The organism is Streptomyces sp. NPDC043853 (assembly GCF_056436025.1).
In genome coordinates this window covers 126,372-147,729 of record NZ_JBWKDJ010000019.1, presented here as the reverse complement: position 1 = coordinate 147,729, position 21,358 = coordinate 126,372, and the positions used below count along the sequence as shown (strand labels likewise).

The window sequence follows — 21,358 nt, the reverse complement described above, 5'->3', positions numbered from 1 at the left end:
GATCGGCGTGATCAGGTGCGGGATGCCCTCGTACGCGGTCAGCTCGACCCGCTTGGGGTCGACGAGCACCATCCGCACGTCCTCCGGGGTGGCCCTCATCATGACCGAAGTGATCACGCTGTCGATCCAGGAGGACTTGCCGCTGCCGGTGGCACCGGCGACCAGCACGTGCGGCATCTTCGCCAGGTTGGCCATCACGTAGCCGCCCTCGACGTCCTTGCCGAGGGCCACCAGCATCGGGTGGTCGTCCTCGGCCGCGTCCGCGAGCCGCAGCACGTCGCCGAGGTTGACCATCTCCCGGTCGGTGTTCGGGATCTCGATGCCGACCGCCGACTTGCCCGGGATCGGGCTGATGATCCGCACGTCCGGGGAGGCCACCGCGTAGGCGATGTTCTTCGCCAGCGCCGTGATCCGGGTGGCCATCACCGCGGCGCCCAACGTGACTTCGTACCGGGTGACCGTCGGCCCCCGGGTGAAGCCGGTGACATCGGCGTCGACCCCGAACGCGTCGAAGACCGCCCGCAGCGCCTCGATGGCCGCGTCGTTGGCGGCACTGCGGGTCTTGGCCGGTCCGCCTCGCGCCAAGAGGTCGAGCGAGGGCAGCGCGTACGTGACGTACCGGCGCAGCTGGAGCTGCTCGGCCCGGTGTGCGGGGGGTGCCGGACTCGGAGGGCTTTCGAGAACGCGGGTCGGAGCCGGTGCAGGTAGCGGTTGGGTGGGAGGTTCCAACGGCACCGGTGGGAGAACAGGCGGCGCCGGAACGGCAGGCAGCGGTCCTCGCGGCGCAGGCGAGACGGGGGCAGCGGCCACCGGCAGGTCGGCCGCCGGGAACTCTGCCGCCCGGACGTCGCCCGCCCGGTCCGCGCGCCGCAGGATCCGGCGGGTGAACTGCCACAACCTGCTTCCGGCCGGATCGGTGTCCCCGCCTGCGATCGCACGCAGGCGATCACGTACGTCCAGCGCCTCCCCCGGGCGGAGCGCCGGGTCCTTGGCGAGGAGGGCGAGGACGAGCTCGTCCCATGCCTTGGGAAGGCCGTAGCGGAGACGGCTGGGGGCCACGGGTTCCTCCGTCACGTGCTTGACGAGCAGCGCGACCCCGCCTGCGGCGGAGAACGGCGGCCGACCGGTGAGCAGCGCGTAGAGCACGCACCCCAAGGAGTACAGATCGCTGCGGTGGTCCACCACGAGGGCCTGCGCCTGCTCGGGAGACATGAACGCGGGCGTACCGATCACCACTCCCGTGGTGGTCAGCGCCGGCTGGGACGCCGAAGCATCGAGCAGCATGCCGATGCCGAAGTCGAGGATCTTGGCCACCCCCCGGTTCGTGACCATCACGTTCGCCGGCTTGATGTCCCGGTGAAGCACACCGGCCCCATGAGCAGTCGCCAGACCCTCACACACCTGCACGCCCCAGTTGGCCACCGCCTCCAAGCGGGGCGCGCCCTGACGCATCACCTCGTCCAGGGTCCGTCCGGTGAGCAGCTCCATCACGAGGAACAGGAGCGTCTGCTCCTGGACGCGAGTCGAACCGACGTCGTGCAGGGTGACGACGTGCGGGCTGTGCAGCCCTGCGACGAGCCTGGCCTCCCGCTCAAAGCGGGCCTCGGCCCGCTCGTACTCCACGTGTTCCCCCACGGCCAGGGTCTTCACGGCGACTTCGCGGCCCAGCTTCTCGTCGTACGCCCGCCAGACACGGCCCATGCCCCCGGCGCCGAGCAACCCGGTCACCCGGTAGCGGTCCGCGATCCGTGTCCCCTGCACTATCCCCTCCACGGCACAGCGAGTGGCGACCTCCGCACCGAAGACGCCGCGGTGATCGTACGTCCGGGCCTGCGCCGCGATTCCGGTGGCATCACCGTGTGGACACGGAACTCGGCGCATTGCGGTCGCGTCGCGGGAACCGAACGCGGACGGTGGATGTCTCCATCGTTGTCAGCCTTGTCCCCTTACATCCGGAGAAACCGGGGGACGCCATGAAGCACATCCACCGCATACGCCGCCGGCAGCTCGTGGCCCTGGCCACGGGTGCCCTCCTCACCGCCGGAATCGGGTTCGCCGCGCCTGCCTCGGCGCAGCTCCCGGCCGCGGAGCCGGCCACCACCTGGAGCACGACCCCGCTCGTGGTCAACGCCCGCTGGGGCGGCCACTGCACGTACGACCGGCTCGTCATCGACGTGAAGGGCTACGTCCCCGACGTCACCGTCCGCCGGACCGCCAGGCTGTACTACGACGGGTCCGGCAAGCCGGTCCCGCTCGCGGGCAGGTACTTCCTGGAGATCCGGCTCAACCCGGCCGCCGCCCACAACGATGCCGGGAAGTCCGTCTACCAAGGTCCCAAGCTGCAGCGGATCTGGCTGCCGAAGCTCAAGGGAATCGCCATGACCGGCGACTACGAGGGGTACGTGACCTTCGGCGCCGCCTTCCACACCTATCCCGTCTACAAGACGTTCAAGCTGCACAGCCCGGAGCGGTTCGTGCTGGACGTCAAGCACGCCAACGTCTGCTGAGCGGCACCTGAGCAGTACCCGCCGGGCCCCGGGGTCGTCGCACGCCCCGGGGCCCGGCCGGTCGCCCGTCAGCCGCCGACCGGCGCCTTGGAACGCAGGACCGTCAGGAACGCGCGCATCCAGGCCGGGTGGTCGGGCCAGACCCGGGCCGACACCAGGGTGCCGTCCACCACCGCCTCCGAGTTCTCGAAGGTCCCGCCGGCGCCCCGCATGTCGAGCTCCAGCGCCGGGTACGCGGTGACCTTGCGCCCGTCCAGGCTCCCGGCGGCCGCGGTCATCAGCGGGCCGTGGCAGATCTGCGCGACCGGCTTGTCGGCCCCGGTGAAGGCGGCGATGATCCGCTTCACCTCGGGGTCGTTGCGCAGGTACTCGGGCGCCCGCCCGCCGGGGATCACCAGCGCGGCGTACTGCCCCGGGTCGACGTCCGCGAACGCCACGTCGGCCGGCCAGGTGTAGCCCGGCTTCTCGGTGTAGGTGTCGAAGCCGTCCTCGAAGTCGTGCACCACGAAGCGGAGTTTCTTCACCGCCGGGGCCGCGATGTGGACCTCGTACCCCTCTTCGAGGAGCCGCTGGTACGGATAGAGGACTTCCAGCGACTCCGCCGCGTCACCGGTGACGATGAGGACCTTCACTGCCATGGGCTGCTCCTGTGATGTGGGGCACATGTGGACCCCGGCGACCCTGCCCGCGCGTCGGCCGCCCAAACCGGCCGGGAGGGGGCGGGTTGTGGCACCCGAGGCCGGACGACTAGGGTCATCTGGCCTTGGTGTACGGGAAACCGGTGGAAAACCGGTGCGGCCCTCGCCACTGTGATCGGGAAGTCCGGCTCCATCCTCACGGAGGCCACTGGGCCGACGCGGGAGACCGCACGGCCCGGGAAGGCGGAGCCAGGGCATCAGCACCCGTGAGCCAGGAGACCGGCCAGGGCGCGTTGTCCATCCACGAGGTGCTGGAGAGGTCTCCCAACCCATGCATATTGCCGAGGGGTTCCTACCCCCGTTGCACGCGGTCGCCTGGGGCGTCGCGTCCGCTCCGTTCGTCGTCCACGGCGTGCGCGCGCTGACCCGTGAGGTCAAGGAGAACCCGGAGAGCACGCTGCTCCTCGGCGCGTCCGGTGCGTTCACGTTCGTCCTGTCGGCCCTGAAGATCCCCTCGGTGACGGGCAGTTGTTCGCACCCGACCGGGACGGGGCTGGGGGCGATCCTGTTCCGGCCCCCGATCATGGCCGTGCTCGGCACGATCACCCTGCTGTTCCAGGCCCTGCTGCTGGCCCACGGCGGACTGACCACCCTCGGCGCCAACGTCTTCTCGATGGCGATCGCCGGCCCCTGGGCGGGCTACGCCGCCTACCGGCTGCTGGGGAAATCCGGGGCGCCGCTGATGGTCTCGGTCTTCTTCGGCGCCTTCTTCGCCGACCTGGTGACCTACTGCGTGACCTCGGTCCAGCTGGCGCTGGCCTTCCCCGACCCGGGCAGCGGCTTCCTCGGCTCACTCGCCAAGTTCGGCGGGATCTTCGCCGTCACCCAGATCCCCCTCGCCGTCAGCGAGGGGCTGCTCACCGTGCTGGTGATGCGGCTGCTGATGCAGTCCAGCAGGTCGGACCTGGTCCGGCTGGGCATCGCCGAGCTCACCAAGAAGCAGGAGGCCGCGGTCTGATGGCGAACAGCACGCCGAAGGGCATGTCGAAGGGCATGTCGAAGAACACCAGGGTCAACCTCCTGCTGCTGCTCCTGGTGGCGGCACTGGCCGTACTGCCGCTCGTGCTGGGGCTCGGGGAGGGCAAGGAGGAGCCGTTCACCGGCGCGGACGCGCAGGCCGAGGCGGCGATCACCGAGCTGAAGCCGGACTACGAGCCGTGGTTCTCCCCGCTGTACGAACCCCCGTCCGCGGAGGTGGAGTCCGCGCTGTTCGCCCTGCAGGCGGCGATCGGCGCGGGGGTGCTCGCGTATTACTTCGGGCTGCGGCGCGGGCGCCGGCAGGGCGCGGCGGCGTCCGGCGCGGCCGTGGCCGGGGACCCGGCCGGTCCCTCCGCGGGGTCCTGAGTCCGTGCTGCCCATCGACGCGGCCGCGCACAGCAGCCGCTGGCGCGGCCGCCACCCGCTGGAGAAGGCCCTGCTGGGCCTCGGCCTGACGGTGACGGCGGTGAGCCTGCCGCCCTGGCCGGGCGGACCGCTGGTGGCCGCGGCCACGCTGACCGTGCTGCTCGGCCCGGCCGGGGTGCCCGGGCGGCGGCTGTGGCGGGCTTTCCGGATCCCGCTCGGTTTCTGCTTCACCGGGGCGGTGCCGCTGCTGTTCGCCGTGGGCGGCCCGGACGGCTGGGTCGCGCTGGCCCCGGACGGGCCGCGGCACGCGGCCGACCTGCTGCTCCGTACGTCGGCGGCCTCGCTCGGGGTGTTGCTGTTCGCGTTCACCACCCCGGTCTCGGACGTGCTGCCCCGGCTGGTGCGGGCCGGGGTGCCGGCGCCGGTGGTCGACGTGGCCCTGGTGATGTACCGGATCGGATTCCTGCTGCTGGACTCACTGGCGCAGGTGCGTACGGCACAGGCGGCCCGGCTGGGGAACAACAGCCGGGCGGCGGCGTGGCGTTCGGTGGCCGGGCTGGCCTCCACCGCCTTCGTCCGGGCCTTCGACCGGGCGGGGCGGCTCCAGGCGGGGCTGGCGGGCCGGGGCTACGACGGCACCCTGCGGGTGCTGGTGCCCCGGGCGTCGGTGTCGTGGCGGTTCCTGGCCGCGTCCGGGGGGCTGTTGTGCGCGGTGATCGCCGCGACGTTCGTGCTGAGAGGACTGCTGGGAGTGTGGGCGTGAAGCCGTACGGCGGAGCAGTGGTGGAACTGGCGGGCGCGGAGTACGCGTACGAGGACGGGCCGGCCGTGCTGTCGGGGGTGGACTTCGGCATCGCCGAGGGCCGTTCGCTGGCCCTGCTGGGCCGCAACGGCAGCGGCAAGACCACCCTGATGCGGCTGCTGAGCGGGGGGCTGCGGCCCGCCGCCGGCCGGCTGCTGCTGGACGGCTCGCCGGTCTCCCACGACCGGGCGGGCCTGACCCGGCTGCGGTCCTCGGTCCAGCTGGTGGTGCAGGACCCGGACGACCAGCTGTTCGCCGCCTCGGTGGAGCAGGACGTGTCCTTCGGGCCGCTGAACCTGGGGCTGCCCGACCCGGAGGTGCGCGCCCGGGTGGACGCCGCGCTGGAGGCCCTGGACATCACGGCGCTGCGCGACCGGCCCACGCACCTGCTGTCCTACGGGCAGCGGAAGCGGGCGGCGATCGCCGGGGCGGTGGCGATGCGGCCCCGGGTGCTGATCCTGGACGAGCCGACGGCCGGGCTGGACCCGGACGGGCAGGAGCGGTTGCTGGAGGTGCTGGCGGGGCTGGAGTCCACGACGGTGGTGATGGCCACGCATGACGTGGACCTGGCGGTGCGCTGGGCCGATGACGCGGCGGTGCTGACCCGCGGCGGGATCCGGACCGGGCCGGCGGGTGAGCTGCTGGCGGATCCCGAGCTGCTGGCCGCGGCGGGGCTGCGGCAGGCGTGGTCCCCGGCGGTGACCTCGTTCCTGCGCGCCCACGGCCTCCTCCCCCACGGCTCTCCCGGGCCGCGCACCCCGGAGGAGCTCTCCGCGCCGGCCTGACCGGCGGGCATCCTGACCGGCGGCCCTGCTCCACCCCGAGGACCAGTCCCTACGATGGCCGCATGTCGCTGCCGCACGCCATCCTGACCGCCCTGCTGGAGAAGCCCTCGTCAGGGCTGGAGCTGACCCGGCGGTTCGACCGGTCCATCGGGTACTTCTGGTCGGCGACGCACCAGCAGATCTACCGGGAGCTCGGGAAGCTGGAGGAGGGCGGGCTGATCCGGGCACTGCCGACCGCACAGCCCTCCCGGGGGCAGAAGAAGGAGTTCGAGGTGCTGCCCGCCGGGCGGGCGGAGCTCCTCCGGTGGGTCGGGGAGAGCCAGGACCCCAAGGCGATCCGGGATCCGCTGCTGCTGCGGATCCGGGCGGCCGCCATGGTGGGCACCCAGGGCCTGCTCGCGGAGCTGCGGCGCCATCTGGAGCTGCACCGGCAGCAGCTGGCCGTGTACGAGGCCATCGAGGAGCGCGACTTCCCGCCCGGCCGGGACGCCCCCGAGGACCGGCTGCGCCGGCTCGTGCTGCACGGCGGGACCGCCTTGGAGGGCTTCTGGCTGCGCTGGCTGGAGGAGGCGCTCGCCGAGGTCGAGGCCATGGAGGGCGGCCGGGACTGAACCGGCCCCGGTGCGCCCACTGGGGGGCGAAACCGGGGCCGGCGGAAGGGGCGTGGAGCCGCTTACTTGTTCAGGGAGGCCCAGAACTCGTCGAAGGACAGCAGCTTGTCGCCGTCGAGGTCCTTGGACTTGATGACGGCCTCGGCCACCGGGCCGGTCACGGCGAAGTCGCCCATGGCCGCCATGGCCTCGCGGTACTCGTCGGCGGTGACGAACCCGTCGCCGTCCTTGTCGAAGCGTCCGAACGTCGCCTTGGCGCTCTCGATGTCCGCCACTGGGATCCACCCCTTCTTGGTGCTGGTTGACCGGCTCAGGGTAGCGGCACCCCCGGCCCCGGCGCAGTCGGGGTCCCGGTCGGACGGTCGGAATTCATTCAATTACCCTTCCGTAACGCGGAACACAGGGGCCCGGCCAGCGGCGGAACGAATAATTCCAGCGAACAGGTCCCCATTCCTCTTGTCACGCTCCGGGGCCGCGGAATAACGTACCGCCATTGCCGCCACACCAGGAGCGCGGGGCTCCCAGGGACAAGCGGCAAACAAGGGCGATCAAAAAGTGACGATCACAGTTGACGCATCATTCGAAGTTCTGCCCTTCACGCGCACCTGCCGCCATATCTGGGAAGACGGCGACCATGTGCTCATCGGCGTGAGTCCCGGCAACGGCTACTTCAGCGCCGAGCGCATAGCCGGCCTCGCCAGGTGGGCCGTGACCCGCTTCGCGCAGGTGGACTTCGTCTACGCGGACCTCCACGTGGACCGCATGTTCGCCGCCTTCGGGTACACGCCGGAGCATGCGGCCAAGCGCGCCGCGAAGGAGATCAAGGCGGTCCGGCGGAGGATCCTCAAAGGTGTCGGGGAGTCGGGATCAGAGAGACCCGAGGTCCGGGTGCGGGCCCTGTCCGAATTCCAGGGCAATCCCGTTTACCAGCTGCTGCACCGGCGCGTGCTGCATTTCCTGGAGACCGATGACGAATTCCGCAAGGGCTGCGAGGAGATGGCCCTGCACTTCGTCGGGTCCAAGCTTCCGGACGGCGAATCGATCACCGATGAGCAGCTCCGGGTGTGTTTCGACTACCTGGCGGCGGAACTCCCCTTCTTCATCGATACGCCCGGAATTCTCGACGTGCCGTCGTCGGTCGCGGCGTACCACGTGCCGATGCCGATGACCGAGGTGCTGTTCGCCCGCGGCGGAGGCCTGCGCGCCACCCGCAACCAGGCGTACGCCGTCGTACGGCCCGAGACCGCCCACGGCACCCACGGCACCCACAGCGCCCAGGACACCCAAGGCACCCAGAGCACCCAGACCGCCGGAACCTGTGAAGGGGACACCGTTGACCAGCGTGCAGCTTGACTTCCCGCTCTCCCGGCGCGGTGACGTGCTCCCGGAGGAGTGCTCCTGGCTGCGCGAGAAGGCCCCGGTGGCCCGGGTGCGCACCCTCACCGGGGACACCGCCTGGCTGGTGAGCAGCCACGCGCTGGCCAAGCAGGTCCTGGAGGACGAGCGGTTCAGCCTCAAGGACACCGCGAACGCCGGGGTGCCGCGCCAGTACGCGCTGACGATCCCGCCCGAGGTCGTCAACAACATGGGCAACATCAACAGCGCGGGGCTCCGCGACGCCGTGATGAAGTCCCTGAACCCGCGCCAGGAGGGGCTGCCGGAGTTCCTCCGCGCCACCGCGCACGCCCTGGTCGACGCCTTCACGGCCGAGGGCGGCCCGGTCGACCTGCGGGCCGCCTTCGCGGACCCGTACTCGGCCGCCCTGCACTGCCACGTCCTGGGAGTGCCGCAGGAGGACTGGCGCCGGCTGATGTCGGGCCTGGACGTCGCGTTCATGACGGCGCGCGTGCCCTTCGCCGACTCCGCCCTCAACTGGTACAAGGACGTCGGCTATTTCGCCGACCGGTTCCGGGAACAGCTCGCCGCGGACGACGGGGCGCGTACGGGGCTGCTGGGCCGGTTCGCCCGGCTGCGCGAGGCGGACCCCGAGTCGGCCCATCTGACCGACGACATGTTCGCCACCGTGGCCGTCTCCCTGTTCGGGGCGGGCGCGGTGTCCACCTCGGCCTTCCTGGTACTCGCCGTGCTGGCGCTGCTCCAGCGGCCGGAGCTCATCACCTGGCTGCGCGACCGTCCCGAGCGGATGGGCAAGGCGGTCGACGAGCTGCTGCGCTGGAACCTGTCGGTGGGCGACGGGCTGCCCCGCATCGCCCTGGCCGACGTCCGGCTCGGCGAGGTCCTGGTGCGCGAGGGCGAGCTGGTGCTGGTGCTGATCGAGGGGGCCAACTTCGACCCGGCGGTGTTCGACCACCCCGAGCGGCTCGACTTCGAGCGCGAGCACAATCCCCACCTCGCCTTCGGTGGCGGTCGGCACTTCTGCCCGGCCACGGCGCTCGGCCGGGCCCACGCGGAGATCGCGCTGGAGGTCCTCACCGAGCGGCTTCCCGAGCTGCGCCTGGCGGTTCCCGCGGAGAACCTCGTCTGGCGCACGGGCTTCATCAAGCGACTGGCGGAGCGGCTCCCGGTCGCCTGGTGATGCCGGACGGCGCCCCGGGAGCGGTGTCCCGGGGCGCCGTCGACCAACGTGTCCGGCCTCGGCCGCTCAGCGGAAGATGCCGGTGTGGCCCAGCGAGTAGCGGCCGGGCTGCGGGTACACGGCCAGGCCGTGCGGGCCGTTGCCCACCTTGATCCGGGCCAGCTGCTTGCCCGTGGCGGTGTCGATCGCGTAGACCTCGCCGTCGTACCGGCCGGAGAGCCACAGCACCTTGCCGTCGGCGGAGACCCCGCCCATGTCGGGGCTGCCGCCGTCGGGCAGGTCCCACTTCTTGGTGAGCTTGTTCTGCGGGAAGTCGAAGACCGAGACCGTGCCCTCGCCCCGGTTGGAGACGTACATCTCCTTCGAGTCCCGGCTGACGTAGAGGCCGTGGCAGCCCTTGCCGGTGAGCAGCAGCTTGGGCTCGGTGAACTTCTCCCCGTCCAGCACCCACATGCCGTCCGCCATCATGTCCGCGATGTAGAAGGTCTTGCCGTCCGGGGAGATCTTCACGTCCTGCGGCATCGCGCCCTCGAAGGGGAGCTTCTGCTGGCCGACGACCTCCATCTTCTCCGTGTCCACCTTGAGGAGTTCGCCGGAGAACTCGCAGGAGACGATGAAGTACCGGCCGTCCGCCGAGAAGTCGGCGTGGTTGACGCCGAAGCAGCTGACCGGCACGGTCTTCACCCGGTCCATGGTGTGCGGGTCCCGGAAGACCAGCTCCCGGTCCAGCGAGGCCATGACCACCGCGTACTTGCCGTGGGGCGTGAAGTACAGGTTGTACGGGTCGTGCACCTCGACGGGGTCGCCCGCCTCCCCGGTCGCCGGGTTGATCGGGGTCAGGGTGTGCCCCCGGTTGTTGTTGACCCAGAGGGTCTTCAGGTCCCAGGACGGCACCACGTGCTGCGGCTGCACGCCGACCGGGATGGTGTCGATGACCCGGTAGGTGGCCGGGTCGATCACCGAGACCGTGTTGGAGCCGGTGTTGGGCACGTACACCCGGGACGGGAAGTCCTCGACCACCGGGGAGAGCTTCCCCGGCCGGTCCGCGGCGTAGACGTCCTTCGGGTCGAGCAGCGGGGGCATCCCGGCGAGTGCCGGCGGGGCGGCGGGCACCTCGGCCTGCCGGGCGGCGGCGTTGGTGCCGAGCGCCTCGGGGCTGCCCTTGCCGTCGGATCCGCAGCCGGCCAGGGCGGCGAGGGCCAGTCCGGCCAGCAGCACGGCGGCCTTCCGGTGAAGGCGGGTGGTCGTCATGGGGTCAGCAGCTCCGTGGTGGTCACCGCGCGCAGGTCGCGGCGCGCGAGTTCTTCGAGGAGGGAGGGCATCGCGTCGACCGTGTCCGCGTAGCCGAAGTGCAGGCTCACCACCGATCCGGGACGGATCTCCCCGGTGACGGTGCGGATGACGGCCGCGGCACCGGGCGAGGTGAAGTCGAGGGAGTCCACGTCGTAGGAGAGGACGTGCGGATAGCCGGCCCGCCGGGCGGCCTTCAGCACCGGAGCGGCGGCGTACTGCGTCCTGGACGGCCGGAACCAGGTGCCGATGGAGCCGGTGAGCCGCTTCAGCCGCCGTGCGCAGGCCTCGATCTCGGCGTACGCCACCTCCTCGGTCATCGCGTTGATGTCGGTGTGGCGCTGGGTGTGGTTGCCGAGGTCGTGGCCGCCGTCCAGGATCCGGCGGGCCATCTCCGGGTGGGCGTCGAGCCACTCCCCCACGGCCAGTACGGTCACCCGCGCGCCGGCCTTCGCGGCCTCGGCGAGCACCGCGCGGGCGGTGGCCGGGTCCCCGTTGCCGTGGAAGGTGAGGGCGACCCGGCGCACGGTCCGCGGGCCGTGGTCGATCTGGTCCGGCTGCCCGCGGAAGGCCCGGGGGGCGGGCGCGGCCGGCGGGGCGGCCGGGCGGGCCGGGGGCGGGACGCCGGGCGGGGCGGCCGGGCGGGGCGCGCCGCAGGCGGCGGCGAGGGCTCCGGCGGCGACCGCGGCGCCGGTGCGGAGGGCCGTTCGGCGGTCCGGATGGCAGATCACCTGCTCATTTAAGAGCCGGGACGCCCAGAAGATAACGATTGACCCAATTCGGGACCTTTGATGCACCCATCCGGACCGACGCTCGTCCGCTATTCGATCAACGAAGTATGCAGAGCGTTCGATATATGTTCATCGATTGCCAGGCGAGTGGCCGACCTCACCTAAGATTTAGCTAGAAACTCTTGCTATATGCACACTTATGTCCGACTCGGGACTTTTGGCGTTTTGGGCGCCCGTCTGCCATAGTCGGAGTCGCGCCTTCCCATTGACCCGAGCGAAGTCGCCCACGCCGAGGATCACACACCCCCTTTGATCCTCGGCGAACCCATGAAGCTCCCGCGACGCCCACCACGGCGGTCAGGGAGCTTCTGGTTTTCCGGCCGCGCCGGCCGTGTCGTCGGCGGCCTCGGCGGCGCCGTCCTCGGCCTTCCTCAGCGGTCGGCGACGCGCATCTCGAACCAGGTCGTCTTGCCGCGCGGCAGCAGGTCCGCACCCCAGCGGTCGGACAGCTTGTCCACCAGGAACAGCCCGCGGCCCGTGGTGTCCAGCTCGTGCACCGGCATCAGACAGGGCAGCCCCCGCGAGGGGTCCCGCACCTCCACCCGGATCCAGCCGCGCCGGCGCAGCAGCTTCAACCCGAACGACCGGGCCCCCGTGTGCCGGACCGCGTTGCCCACGAGCTCCGAGACCAGCAGCACCACGTGCTCGGCCACCTGCGGGGAGAGCCCCCACATCCGGACCACCGCGTACTGGGTCAGCCGGCGCGCGGTGCTCGCCGATTCGGGTCGCGACGGCAGGGTCACCTCCCCCTCGGCCGGGTTCCCGTACAACTCCAGGGCTTTGAGGCCCTGTTCGTCCTCGAGAGCCGCGTTGAGCCGTAAAGCGGAAGCGCCGCTGCGCTGCCGCGGTTGTTCCACACCCTCCAGGCCCGCCATGCACCCATCATGGAGGGCGCGGGGGGCCCTCCGGGCCGTTCCGCGCGAAAACACCCCCTGGAACCGGAAGCTCCGAGGGGGCGTTTCGTCATATGCCGGAGGCAGGCAGTGGGCGCAAAAACGGCACCTGACCAGCGATGACACACCGTCGAGCGGTCATCACGGTGAGTGGATCTTCCGATGCCCTTAAGGCTGCCTTAAGGCCCGGCTAATCCACCCGCAGGGGCGATGCCCGGCGTCGGCCCCGTCCCATCACGCCCCGGATCAGAGGAACTTGGCCTTGCCCGGGCCCTCCTCCACGAAGCTGCGCATGCCGCGCTCGCGGTCCTCGGTGGCGAACAGGCCCGCGAACCAGTTGCGTTCGATGGCGAGGCCGGTGTCGATGTCCGCCTCCAGGCCCGCGTCCACGCACTCCTTCGCCGCGCGCAGCGCGATGGCCGGGCCCTGGGCCAGCTTGGCGGCCCAGGCGTGCGCCTGCTCGTACACCTCGGCGGCCGGCACCACCCGGTCGACCAGGCCGAGGGAGAGCGCCTCGTCGGCCTTCACCATCCGGCCGGTGAAGATCAGGTCCTTGGCCTTGGACGGGCCGATCAGCCGGGACAGCCGCTGGGTGCCGCCCGCGCCGGGGATCAGGCCGAGCAGGATCTCCGGCTGCCCGAGCTTGGCGTTGTCCGCGGCGATCCGGTAGTCCGCGCACAGCGCGAGCTCGCAGCCGCCGCCCAGGGCGTAGCCGGTGACGGCCGCGACCACCGGCTTGGGGATCCGGGCCACCGCGGTGAAGGAGTCCTGCAGGGCCCGGGACCGCGCGACCATCGCCGCGTGGTCCATGACCTGCATCTCCTTGATGTCCGCTCCGGCCGCGAACACCTTCTCCCCGCCGTAGAGGATCACCGCGCGGACGTCGGCGCGGTCGGTGGCCTCCACCGCCAGCTCGCGCAGCCGGTCCTGGGTCGCGATGTCCAGGGCGTTCATGGGCGGCCGGTCCAGGCGGATGGTGCCGACGCCTTCGGAGACTTCGAGAGAGATGGTCATACGGGCACGTTAGTGCCCGTTAACCGGCTTCGGTAGCAGGGGTGACCAGGGTTACCCGGCCGTGCCGCCCTCCTACTTGATCCACTCCGACCAGGGCATGTTCCAGCCGTTGAGGCCGTTCTCCGGGGCGATCTTCTTGTCCTTGGAGTTCTTCACGATCACCACGTCGCCGATGATCGAGTTGTCGAAGAACCAGGCGGCGGGAGCGTCGGGGTCACCGGCGCCGCGCACGTCGCGCAGGCCCACGCAGCCGTGGCTGACGTTCTCGGAGCCGAAGGTGCTCGAAGAGGCCCAGTAGTTGCCGTGCACGAAGGTGCCCGAGGTGGACAGGCGCATCGCGTGCGGCACGTCCTTGATGTCGTACTCGCCGCCGAAGCCGACGGTGTCGCCGTTCATCCGGGTCACCTTGAACTTCTCGCTGATGACCATCTCACCGTTGTACGTGGTGGTCGACGGGGCGCCGGCGGTGATGGGGAGGTTCTTGAAGACCTGGCCGTCGCGCACGACCTGCATCTGGTGGGTGCTCGCGTCGACCGTGGAGACCTGGGAGCGGCCGATCCTGAACTGCACCGTGCGGGTCTGCTTGCCGTAGACCCCGGGGCGGCCCTCGACGCCGTCCAGGTTCAGCTTGACGGTCACCTTGGTGCCCGCCGCCCAGTACTTCTCCGGGCGGAAGTCGAGCCGGTCGTTGCCGAACCAGTGGCCCTCGATCGGCACCGAGGGCTCGGAGGTGACGGTGATCGCCTTCTCCACGGCCTCCGGGTTGGTGATGCCGCGGCTGAAGTTGACGGAGACGGGCATGCCCACGCCCACCTCCGAGCCGTCCTCGGGGGTGTAGTGCCCGATGAAGGTGTTCTTCGGGGTGAGGGTGGTGAAGGTGACGTCCTTCGCGGACTCCCGGCCGGCGCCGTCCTTGGCGACCGCGTGCACCTTGTACTCGGTGGCCGAGCCCAGGTGCCGGGAGGGCTCCCAACTCGCGCCGTCGGCCGACATCTTGCCCTCGACGGGATTGCCCTTGGTGTCGGCGACCGTGACGGTGGCGAGCTTGCCGCCCGTCGCGGAAATCTTCAGGACGCCGCTGGTGGCGACCTCCTTGGCGCCGTCCTCCGGCTTGACGGTGACGACCGCCTGGGACGCCTCGGTCCCGGTCTTGCCGCTGCCGCCGCCCTTGCCGTTGTCTCCGCCGCTGCCGGTGTTGTCTCCGCCGCCGCTGCACGCCGAGGTGAGCAGCAGGGCCGCCCCCAGCACCAGGGCCGACAGGGCACGCGTCGGCTGCAGTTTCACTCTTCTTCTCCCCATGTCCCCCGCGCGCGGACCTTCGCGCGCATGGAAACAGGTAATCACACGGGGGTATGACGAAGAGCTACGGCTTTGTCACCGTTCGGTCCCAACAGGGGTCGTGGTCCGGCCGGGAAGGGCGTCAGCCGTCGGTGCCCGGTTTGGTTCCCCAGACGTAGACGGCGTCCCCCTCGGTGAGCAGGTCCCAGAGCCGGGCCGCGTCCTCGGGGTACAGGTTGACGCAGCCCGCCGAGCCGCCGTACGCGAAGAGGTCCCCGTAGGCCCCGTGGACGGCCTGGCCGCCGTTGAAGAACTGGGCGTAGGGCATGGGGGTGTCGTACAGGGTGGAGACGTGGTCCTTGTTCCGCCAGTAGATCTCGTGCCAGCCGAGCCGGGTCTCCTGGTCGTCCCGGCCGGTGCGGATCGGCACCGGCGCGAAGACCACCTTCGATCCGCGCTGCACCCACAGCAGCTGACGGTCCATGTCGATGCAGGTCACCCGGTGGTTCCGGACGGGGCACTTGCCCGCCTTGTTCGGGTTGGGCGTGGCCTGTACGACGAGCATGGCGCGGTAGGTGGCCACGTCCGGGTAGCCGTCGGCCGGGCTGAGCCCCTGGGCCTTCTGGAACTCCCGTACGGCCGTGCAGTCCCCGGGGGACTGCACCCCGTCCACGGTCCGGCCGAGGTGTGCCTCCAGCTCCCGCTGGTAGGGGCCGGTGCGCGCGGTGCAGGAATCGGCGCGGGCGGCACCGTCCGCCGCGGCCGCGGGGGCGGCGGCCGGGCCCGTCAGTCCGGTCAGGGCGAGCGTCAGGGCCAGGGTCAGGCCCGCGGTGCCCGCGGTCCGGCGGTTCACCGTCCCGCGCCCGGTGAGGTGTCGGTGCGTCATGGGACCAGCGAATCCCGCCGGGACGGCACGGGCGCGCCCGGGTGCTCCGATGCGGTGAGCGGGTCATCACATCGGACCACCCGGGCGGGGCCGTCCGGGGCGGCCGGGCGGAGGACCGGGCGGGAGGGGCCTGCGGAGGACCGGGCGGGGGCCGGTGCGCGCCGGCCGGGTCCGGTCAGCGCCCGGTCGACTTCACGGGGTCCTTGCCGTAATCGTCGCGCTTGTTGAACACCGTCACCTCCACCCGGTGGCCCGGGGTGGCGGCGTCCAGGGTGAGCGGGCCGGTCACGTCCTTGTCCGGGACGACGTAGGCCTCGGGGACGTCGGTCTCCCACAGGTAGTACCGGCCGGAGTACAGCGGGCCGAACTCGCAGACCCCGGCGCCGTCGGTGGCGCAGCCCTCGCCGATGCGGCGGTCGGGGTTGATGCCGATGGTCTGGAGGCCGGCGGTGTTGTTGGACTCCTTCCAGACCTCGAAGACCGCGCCGCGCAGCGGACGCTTGGTCTTGGCGTCCTTCTTCTGCACGCGGATGAAGCCCCGGTAGTCGTCCTTGGTGTTGCGGACCTCCGCGGTCACGCCCGCGGCGGCGTTGGCCGCGTTCAGTACGTGCGGCCCGCTGACCGGGTCGGCCGGCAGGTCGTAGCCGTCCGGGGCGGCGGTCTCCCGCCAGTAGTAGGTGCCCGGCGGCACGGCGGCCCCGCAGCGGCCGTCCTCCCCGGTGGTGCAGTCGCCGGACACGAGCTCGTCGGGGGTGGTGCCGGTGTGCTGCAGGCCGGCCGTGCCGTTGGTCTCCCGCCACAGCTGGAAGCGGGCCCCGGCGAGCGGTGCGCCGGAGCCCCGGTCGGTCTTGCGGACCCACAGGCTGCCGCCGTCCGGGTCGGGCGGGACGGGGGTGTCACCGCAGTCCGGCAGATCGCCGGTGAACGGGTAGGAGTGGAACTCCTGGCCGAAGTTGCCGGTGCCCGAGGCGCCGGTGTGGGTCAGGCCGCCGGCCGTGAAGAAGCGTCCGTTCACGCCGGGCAGTCGGACCGAGGTCTGCGAGAGCGGCTCGGCGATGAGGGTGGAGCCCTGGAACTGGGCGGTGCCGTGCAGCCGGACGTCGGCCGCGTCGGGGAAGTTCCACAGCAGTTTCTCGCGGAGCCCGGCGGGGTGGCTGCCGTTGTTGAAGGAGACCAGCGGGTCGTCGCCCAGCACGTTGACCAGGACGGTCGCCCCGGCCGGAATGCCGGTGAAGCGGACGAACACGGCGGCGTCGGCGGGGCCCGCCAGGTCGGACTCCACGTTGAACACCTGGAGGGCGGAGCTGCCGTCGCCGGTGAAGACGGCCTCGGTCGGGCTCAGCGTCACGGTGCCGGTGGCGGTCCGGGGCCGGCCGCCGGTCCGGGCGTAGCACTTGCTCGCGGCGGTGAGGCGGGCCCGGATGCCGGCGTAGGGGGTGGTGGCGGCGGGGTCGGCGACGAGCCGGCCGGTGACCGTGCCGGTGACGGTGCCGGCGTGCCGGACCGTGCCGCCGTCGGCGAGCAGCCGCTGGCCGGCGGCCACCCGGATGGTGCCGCCGACGGTGAGGAAGTCCGTGCCGTCGGCGGGCGGGACCCGGGAGCCGACGCCGACGAGGCCGACGTTGTAGACGTCGCTGGTGGTGGGCGAGCCGATCTTCTCCATGTCGAAGTTGCCGAGGACGACGATCCGTCCTTCGGCCTCGGCGGCGCCGCGGCGGACCTGGAAGTCCCCGCCGACGAACATGTTGACGGCGTTGTCGCGACCCGCGATCGTCCCGTTGCCCGGTTCGGGGTGGACGGGCGGGCAGTCGCCGGGGACGCAGGGGCCCAGGCCGTCGGGCAGCGGGGCCCGCAGCTCGGCGGCCGGGAGGGCACGGACGGCCGGGAAGCCGGCCGTCCGGGGGACGGGCGCGGCGGGGCCGACCCCGGTGCCGGCCGGGCCGGCGGCGAGGGCGGGGGCCGCCGCGGCGAGCACCGCGGTGATCGCGAGGCCGAGCGGCCACACCCTTGCTGTCCTGACTGTCATGACACTCCGTCCGTTTCCCGCCGTCGGTGGCCCTGACAGGCTCGGCGCACTTCCGTGCGGGGCGGGAACGGACACTCCCCCGTTACGGCAAACCGGTCACACCAATCACCCTGATGCGATCCACGTCCGGGCGATTCGCGTTCGGCCGATCCGCCACCGGGGCCGCCGCCGGGTCCGCCACCGGGGCCGCCGCCGGGCGGTTCCCGGTCAGGCGAGCGCCGAGCCGGCGATCCACTGCACCCAGGACATGTTCCAGCCGCCCAGCCCGTTGTCCGGGGCGACCGTCTTGTCCTCCGAGTTGACGACCTCGACGACGTCCCCGACCAGGGTGCGGTCGAAGAACCAGCCGGCCGGGGTGTCGGCACCGCCGCCCTTGTCGTCGCGCAGGCCGATACAGCCGTGGCTGGCGTTGGTGGAACCGAAGGTGCTCGGGGCGGCCCAGTAGTTGCCGTGCAGGAAGGTGCCGGAGCTGGTGAGCCGCATGGCGTGCGGCACGTCGGGGATGTCGTACTCGCCCTTGCCGTCCTCGGCGGTGAACCCGACGGTCGCGCCGTTCATCCGGGTGACGTCGAACATCTCGGTGACCACCATCTTGCCGTTGTAGGTGGTGGACTTCGGGGCTCCGGCGGTGACCGGAATGGTGGAGAGGACCTCGCCGTCGCGCCGGACGGTCATGGTGTGGTCCTCGGCGTCCACCGTGGAGACCTGGTGCCGCCCCACGGTGAAGCGGACCGTCTTGTTCTGGATGCCGTACGAGCCCGGGGCGCCCTCGACGTCGCGCAGCCGGATGGCGACCGTCACCTCGGTCCCGGGCTTCCAGTACTCCTTGGGCCGGAAGTCCAGGCGGTCCTCGCCGAACCAGTGGCCGGAGACCTCGGCCGCCGGCTTCGCGGTGACGGAGATCGCGCGTTCGACGTCGGCGCGGTTCTTGATGGACTTGCTGAACCGGAAGGAGACGATCATCCCGGTACCCACGGTGGAGCGGTTCTCGGGCTTGAAGTAGCCGATGAACCGCTCCTCGGGCACGTAGGTGGTGAAGGTGGTGTGCCGGGCCTGGCGGCGGTCGTGCCCGTCGACGGCCACCGCGTCCACCGTGTACTTGGCCGCCAGCGCGAGCTTCCCGTACGCCGGGTCGGGGCTCCAGCTGAGCCCGTCGGGGGCGATCCTGCCGGGGACCCGCTCCTCCTGGGCGTCCTCGACCTTGGTCACCACCACCCGCTCCAGCCGGCCCTCGGGGACGGACACGCTCAGCGGGCCGTCGGCCGGTACGGCCTTGGCGTTGTCCTCCGGGGTGATCCGGATGGCCTCCTCCGGGGCCCGGGCTCTGCCGGGGAGCGCCACCTCCACCGGGGACCCGCCGTCCGCGGTGCAGCCGGAAACTCCGCCCAGCAGCCCCGCCCATGCCACCACGCCGGCCACGGCCGCCGCTGCCCGCCTCGCCCGCCCGGACGTCACAAGTCTCACGATCCGTCCAACGACGGGGCCCGCCGGGGGAAACGTCGGCGCGGCCCACGTTCCTGACAGCGCGGTCCGGGCAGAACAGTGGGGAGGACCAGACGGGGGCGGGCCCCGACCGGGACGCCGGGGCCGCACACCCTCTCCCGCCCGGCCTCCGACAGCCGTGGAGGCGGGCAGGTGTCGAGCGCAGCCGAAAAAGAGGTGGTGGAGGGCGGTCACGTGGCGCCCGCACACCGGGTGAACGGATCCGTACGGGCGTCCGCGCGCCCGGGGCCGCCGGTGTGGCCGGGGTCCTCGCATCCGCTGGGGGCGCGGTACCGGGCGGGTCCGGACGGGGTCGCGGGCACGAACTTCGCGCTGTGGGCGCAGGGCGCCGAGGCGGTGGAGCTGTGCCTGTTCGACCACCGGGGCGGCGAGACCCGGTGCGCGCTGACCGAGCTGACCCACGAGATCTGGCACGGGTTCGTGCCGGGGGTGATGCCCGGTCAGCGCTACGGGTTCCGGGTGCACGGCCGGTGGGACCCGTGGACCGGCGCCCGGTACAACCCGGCGAAACTGCTGCTGGACCCGTACGCGCGGGCCGTCGACGGGGCCCCCGGGAACGACTACAGCGCACTGCCGCCCGAGGTGTACGCACACGTCCGGGACTGGCCGCAGCAGTACATCGCGGACACGGTGCGGGACGACCGGGACTCGGCGCCGTTCGTGCCGAAGGGGGTGGTGGTCCACGATGACGACGACTGGGCGGACGACGTCCGGCCGAAGACCCCCTGGGCGGACTCGGTCATCTACGAGCTCCACGTGCGCGGGTTCACCATGCGGCACCCGGACGTTCCGCCGGAGCTGCGCGGCACGTACGCGGGGCTGGCGCACCCGGCGGCGGTCGAGCACCTGACGCGGCTGGGGGTGACGGCGGTGGAGCTGCTGCCGGTGCACCAGTTCGCGCACGAGGACCACCTGCTGCGGCGGGGGCTGAAGAACCACTGGGGGTACAACTCCATCGGCTATTTCGCGCCGCACGCCGCGTACTCGTCCAGCGGGACGGCCGGGCAGCAGGTCGGCGAGTTCAAGCGGATGGTGCGGGCGCTGCACGCGGCCGGGATAGAGGTGATCCTGGACGTGGTCTACAACCACACGGCGGAGTCGGGGGAACTGGGGCCGATGCTGTCGCTGCGCGGCATCGACAACCGCGGCTACTACCGGCTCCAGCACGACCAGCGGAGGTACGCCGACTACACGGGGTGCGGGAACACCCTGCACGCGGGCCGGCCGCACGTGCTCCGGCTGATCACGGACTCGCTGCGGTACTGGGTGACGGAGATGGGGGTGGACGGCTTCCGCTTCGACCTGGCGGCGGCGCTGGCCCGGTCGATGCACGACGTGGACATGCTGTCGCCGTTCCTGGCGGTGATCGCGCAGGATCCGGTGCTGCGCCGGGTGAAGCTGATCGCCGAGCCGTGGGACGTGGGCTCGGGCGGCTACCAGGTGGGCGCGTTCCCGCCGCTGTGGACGGAGTGGAACGACCGCTACCGGGACGCGGTGCGGGACTTCTGGCGGGGCGCGCTGCCAGACGTACGGGACCTGGGGTACCGGCTGTCGGGGTCCAGCGACCTGTACGCGTGGGGCGGCCGGCGACCGTACGCCTCGGTGAACTTCGTGACCGCCCACGACGGTTTCACCCTGCGCGACCTGGTGTCGTACGAGCGGAAGCACAACGAGGCCAACGGGGAGGGCAACCGGGACGGGACGAACGACAACCGGTCGTGGAACTGCGGGGCGGAGGGCGAGACGGACGACCCTCGGATCGGGGCGCTGCGCCGGCGGCAGCTGCGGAACCTGCTGACCACGCTGCTGTTGTCGACGGGCGTGCCGATGCTGGTGGCGGGGGACGAGTTCGGGCGCACCCAGGGCGGCAACAACAACGCGTACTGCCAGGACAACGAGACCGGGTGGGTGGACTGGTCGCTGCTGTCGGACCCGGGCTGGCAGAACCTGTTCGCGCTGACGCGGCGACTGCTTGCGCTGCGGCGGAGGCATCCGGTGCTGCGGCGGCGGGCGTTCTTCTCGGGCCGGCCGCAGGGTGCGGACGGGCTGCGGGACCTGGCCTGGTTCACCCCGGCGGGGACGGAGATGACGGAACGGGACTGGTACGCGCCGACGGCCGCGCTGGGCCTGTACCTGTCGGGGCGTGACATCCCGGGCCGGGACGAGCGGGGCCGTCAGGTGACGGACGACAGTTTCCTGGCGCTGCTGCACGCCGGGGACCGGCCGCTGTCGTGGATCCTGCCGGGCCCGCCATGGGCTTCCGCGTACGAGGTGGTGCTGGACACGTCGCGGGAGGACCAGACGGCGATTCCGGGGACCCGGTTCCGCGGCGGCCAGACCATCGCCGTGCCGGCGCGCGCGGTGCTCTTGCTGCGCGTGGCCGGCTGACCCCGT

Annotated in this window: 20 protein-coding genes and 1 riboswitch; of the genes, 9 read left to right on the top strand and 11 right to left on the bottom strand. The window is 71.8% G+C overall.

The window, feature by feature from the left end; all coding sequences use genetic code 11:
* Positions 1-1,761 (bottom strand): DNA translocase FtsK (locus tag AC067U_RS34405; RefSeq protein WP_478833762.1); only part of this gene is annotated, 1,761 nt, incomplete at its 3' end.
* 212 nt (positions 1,762-1,973) lie between these two features.
* Between AC067U_RS34405 and AC067U_RS34400 the strand changes: the two genes are divergently transcribed.
* Positions 1,974-2,507 (top strand): AMIN-like domain-containing (lipo)protein, encoded by a 534-nt coding sequence (locus AC067U_RS34400; protein ID WP_478833761.1) that lies wholly within the window; start codon positions 1,974-1,976, stop codon positions 2,505-2,507.
* 68 nt (positions 2,508-2,575) lie between these two features.
* Here AC067U_RS34400 and AC067U_RS34395 read toward each other — a convergent pair whose 3' ends face one another.
* Positions 2,576-3,145, bottom strand: coding sequence for a DJ-1/PfpI family protein (locus AC067U_RS34395; protein WP_478833760.1), 570 nt, complete (start codon positions 3,143-3,145; stop codon positions 2,576-2,578).
* Positions 3,146-3,254: 109 nt separating this feature from the next.
* Positions 3,255-3,447: riboswitch (cobalamin riboswitch) on the top strand.
* A gap of 29 nt (positions 3,448-3,476) precedes the next feature.
* On the opposite strand from AC067U_RS34395, the gene AC067U_RS34390 reads away from it, so the two are divergent.
* The 5 genes from AC067U_RS34390 (at position 3,477) to AC067U_RS34370 (ending at position 6,747) form a co-directional block, all read left to right on the top strand.
* Positions 3,477-4,163 (top strand): energy-coupling factor ABC transporter permease, encoded by a 687-nt coding sequence (locus AC067U_RS34390; protein ID WP_478833759.1) that lies wholly within the window; start codon positions 3,477-3,479, stop codon positions 4,161-4,163.
* Positions 4,164-4,198: 35 nt separating this feature from the next.
* Positions 4,199-4,549, top strand: coding sequence for an energy-coupling factor ABC transporter substrate-binding protein (locus tag AC067U_RS34385; RefSeq protein ID WP_478833776.1), 351 nt, complete (start codon positions 4,199-4,201; stop codon positions 4,547-4,549).
* Between the two features lie 4 nt (positions 4,550-4,553).
* Positions 4,554-5,312 carry a cobalt ECF transporter T component CbiQ gene (gene cbiQ, locus AC067U_RS34380; RefSeq protein ID WP_478833758.1) on the top strand — a complete coding sequence of 253 codons (759 nt, stop codon included), beginning with the start codon at positions 4,554-4,556 and terminating at the stop codon, positions 5,310-5,312.
* On the top strand, positions 5,309-6,136 hold the full coding sequence (locus tag AC067U_RS34375; RefSeq protein ID WP_478833757.1) for an energy-coupling factor ABC transporter ATP-binding protein: 828 nt from the start codon (positions 5,309-5,311) through the stop codon (positions 6,134-6,136). Before cbiQ ends, AC067U_RS34375 begins: the two co-directional genes overlap by 4 nt.
* Before the next feature lie 62 nt (positions 6,137-6,198).
* Positions 6,199-6,747, top strand: a complete 549-nt coding sequence (locus tag AC067U_RS34370; protein WP_478833756.1) for a PadR family transcriptional regulator — start codon at positions 6,199-6,201, stop codon at positions 6,745-6,747.
* A gap of 62 nt (positions 6,748-6,809) precedes the next feature.
* Here the strand turns inward: AC067U_RS34370 and AC067U_RS34365 are convergent, their stop codons facing one another.
* Positions 6,810-7,022 carry an EF-hand domain-containing protein gene (locus AC067U_RS34365; RefSeq protein WP_478833755.1) on the bottom strand — a complete coding sequence of 71 codons (213 nt, stop codon included), beginning with the start codon at positions 7,020-7,022 and terminating at the stop codon, positions 6,810-6,812.
* A gap of 280 nt (positions 7,023-7,302) precedes the next feature.
* Here AC067U_RS34365 and AC067U_RS34360 point away from each other — a divergent pair, with 280 nt between their 5' ends.
* Both AC067U_RS34360 and AC067U_RS34355 read left to right on the top strand, forming a co-directional pair.
* The gene (locus tag AC067U_RS34360) at positions 7,303-8,100 is read left to right on the top strand and encodes a tRNA-dependent cyclodipeptide synthase (protein WP_478833754.1); all 798 of its coding nucleotides are present in this window, start codon (positions 7,303-7,305) and stop codon (positions 8,098-8,100) included.
* Positions 8,090-9,283: a cytochrome P450 gene (locus tag AC067U_RS34355; protein WP_478833775.1), complete on the top strand. Its 1,194-nt coding sequence runs from the start codon at positions 8,090-8,092 to the stop codon at positions 9,281-9,283. The genes AC067U_RS34360 and AC067U_RS34355 overlap by 11 nt, the downstream gene beginning before the upstream one ends.
* A 66-nt stretch (positions 9,284-9,349) precedes the next feature.
* Here AC067U_RS34355 and AC067U_RS34350 read toward each other — a convergent pair whose 3' ends face one another.
* The 8 genes from AC067U_RS34350 to AC067U_RS34315 form a co-directional block, all read right to left on the bottom strand.
* Positions 9,350-10,534: a YncE family protein gene (locus tag AC067U_RS34350; protein ID WP_478833753.1), complete on the bottom strand. Its 1,185-nt coding sequence runs from the start codon at positions 10,532-10,534 to the stop codon at positions 9,350-9,352.
* Positions 10,531-11,304, bottom strand: a complete 774-nt coding sequence (locus tag AC067U_RS34345; protein WP_478833752.1) for a polysaccharide deacetylase family protein — start codon at positions 11,302-11,304, stop codon at positions 10,531-10,533. The genes AC067U_RS34350 and AC067U_RS34345 overlap by 4 nt, the downstream gene beginning before the upstream one ends.
* Positions 11,305-11,735: 431 nt before the next feature.
* Positions 11,736-12,239, bottom strand: coding sequence for an ATP-binding protein (locus AC067U_RS34340; protein ID WP_478833751.1), 504 nt, complete (start codon positions 12,237-12,239; stop codon positions 11,736-11,738).
* Positions 12,240-12,503: 264 nt separating this feature from the next.
* Positions 12,504-13,271, bottom strand: a complete 768-nt coding sequence (locus AC067U_RS34335; protein ID WP_478833750.1) for an enoyl-CoA hydratase/isomerase family protein — start codon at positions 13,269-13,271, stop codon at positions 12,504-12,506.
* A gap of 72 nt (positions 13,272-13,343) precedes the next feature.
* A complete protein-coding gene (locus AC067U_RS34330; RefSeq protein ID WP_478833749.1) occupies positions 13,344-14,570 on the bottom strand; it encodes a L,D-transpeptidase in 1,227 nt (408 codons plus the stop codon).
* Between the two features lie 121 nt (positions 14,571-14,691).
* On the bottom strand, positions 14,692-15,435 hold the full coding sequence (locus AC067U_RS34325; RefSeq protein ID WP_478833748.1) for a L,D-transpeptidase family protein: 744 nt from the start codon (positions 15,433-15,435) through the stop codon (positions 14,692-14,694).
* Between the two features lie 175 nt (positions 15,436-15,610).
* Positions 15,611-17,461, bottom strand: a complete 1,851-nt coding sequence (locus AC067U_RS34320; protein WP_478833747.1) for a choice-of-anchor A family protein — start codon at positions 17,459-17,461, stop codon at positions 15,611-15,613.
* Between the two features lie 207 nt (positions 17,462-17,668).
* The gene (locus tag AC067U_RS34315) at positions 17,669-18,925 is read right to left on the bottom strand and encodes a L,D-transpeptidase (protein WP_478833746.1); all 1,257 of its coding nucleotides are present in this window, start codon (positions 18,923-18,925) and stop codon (positions 17,669-17,671) included.
* 171 nt (positions 18,926-19,096) lie between these two features.
* Between AC067U_RS34315 and glgX the strand changes: the two genes are divergently transcribed.
* Complete coding sequence (glgX, locus tag AC067U_RS34310; RefSeq protein ID WP_478833745.1) at positions 19,097-21,352, top strand: glycogen debranching protein GlgX; 2,256 nt, start codon at positions 19,097-19,099, stop codon at positions 21,350-21,352.
* Positions 21,353-21,358: the final 6 nt, after the last annotated feature.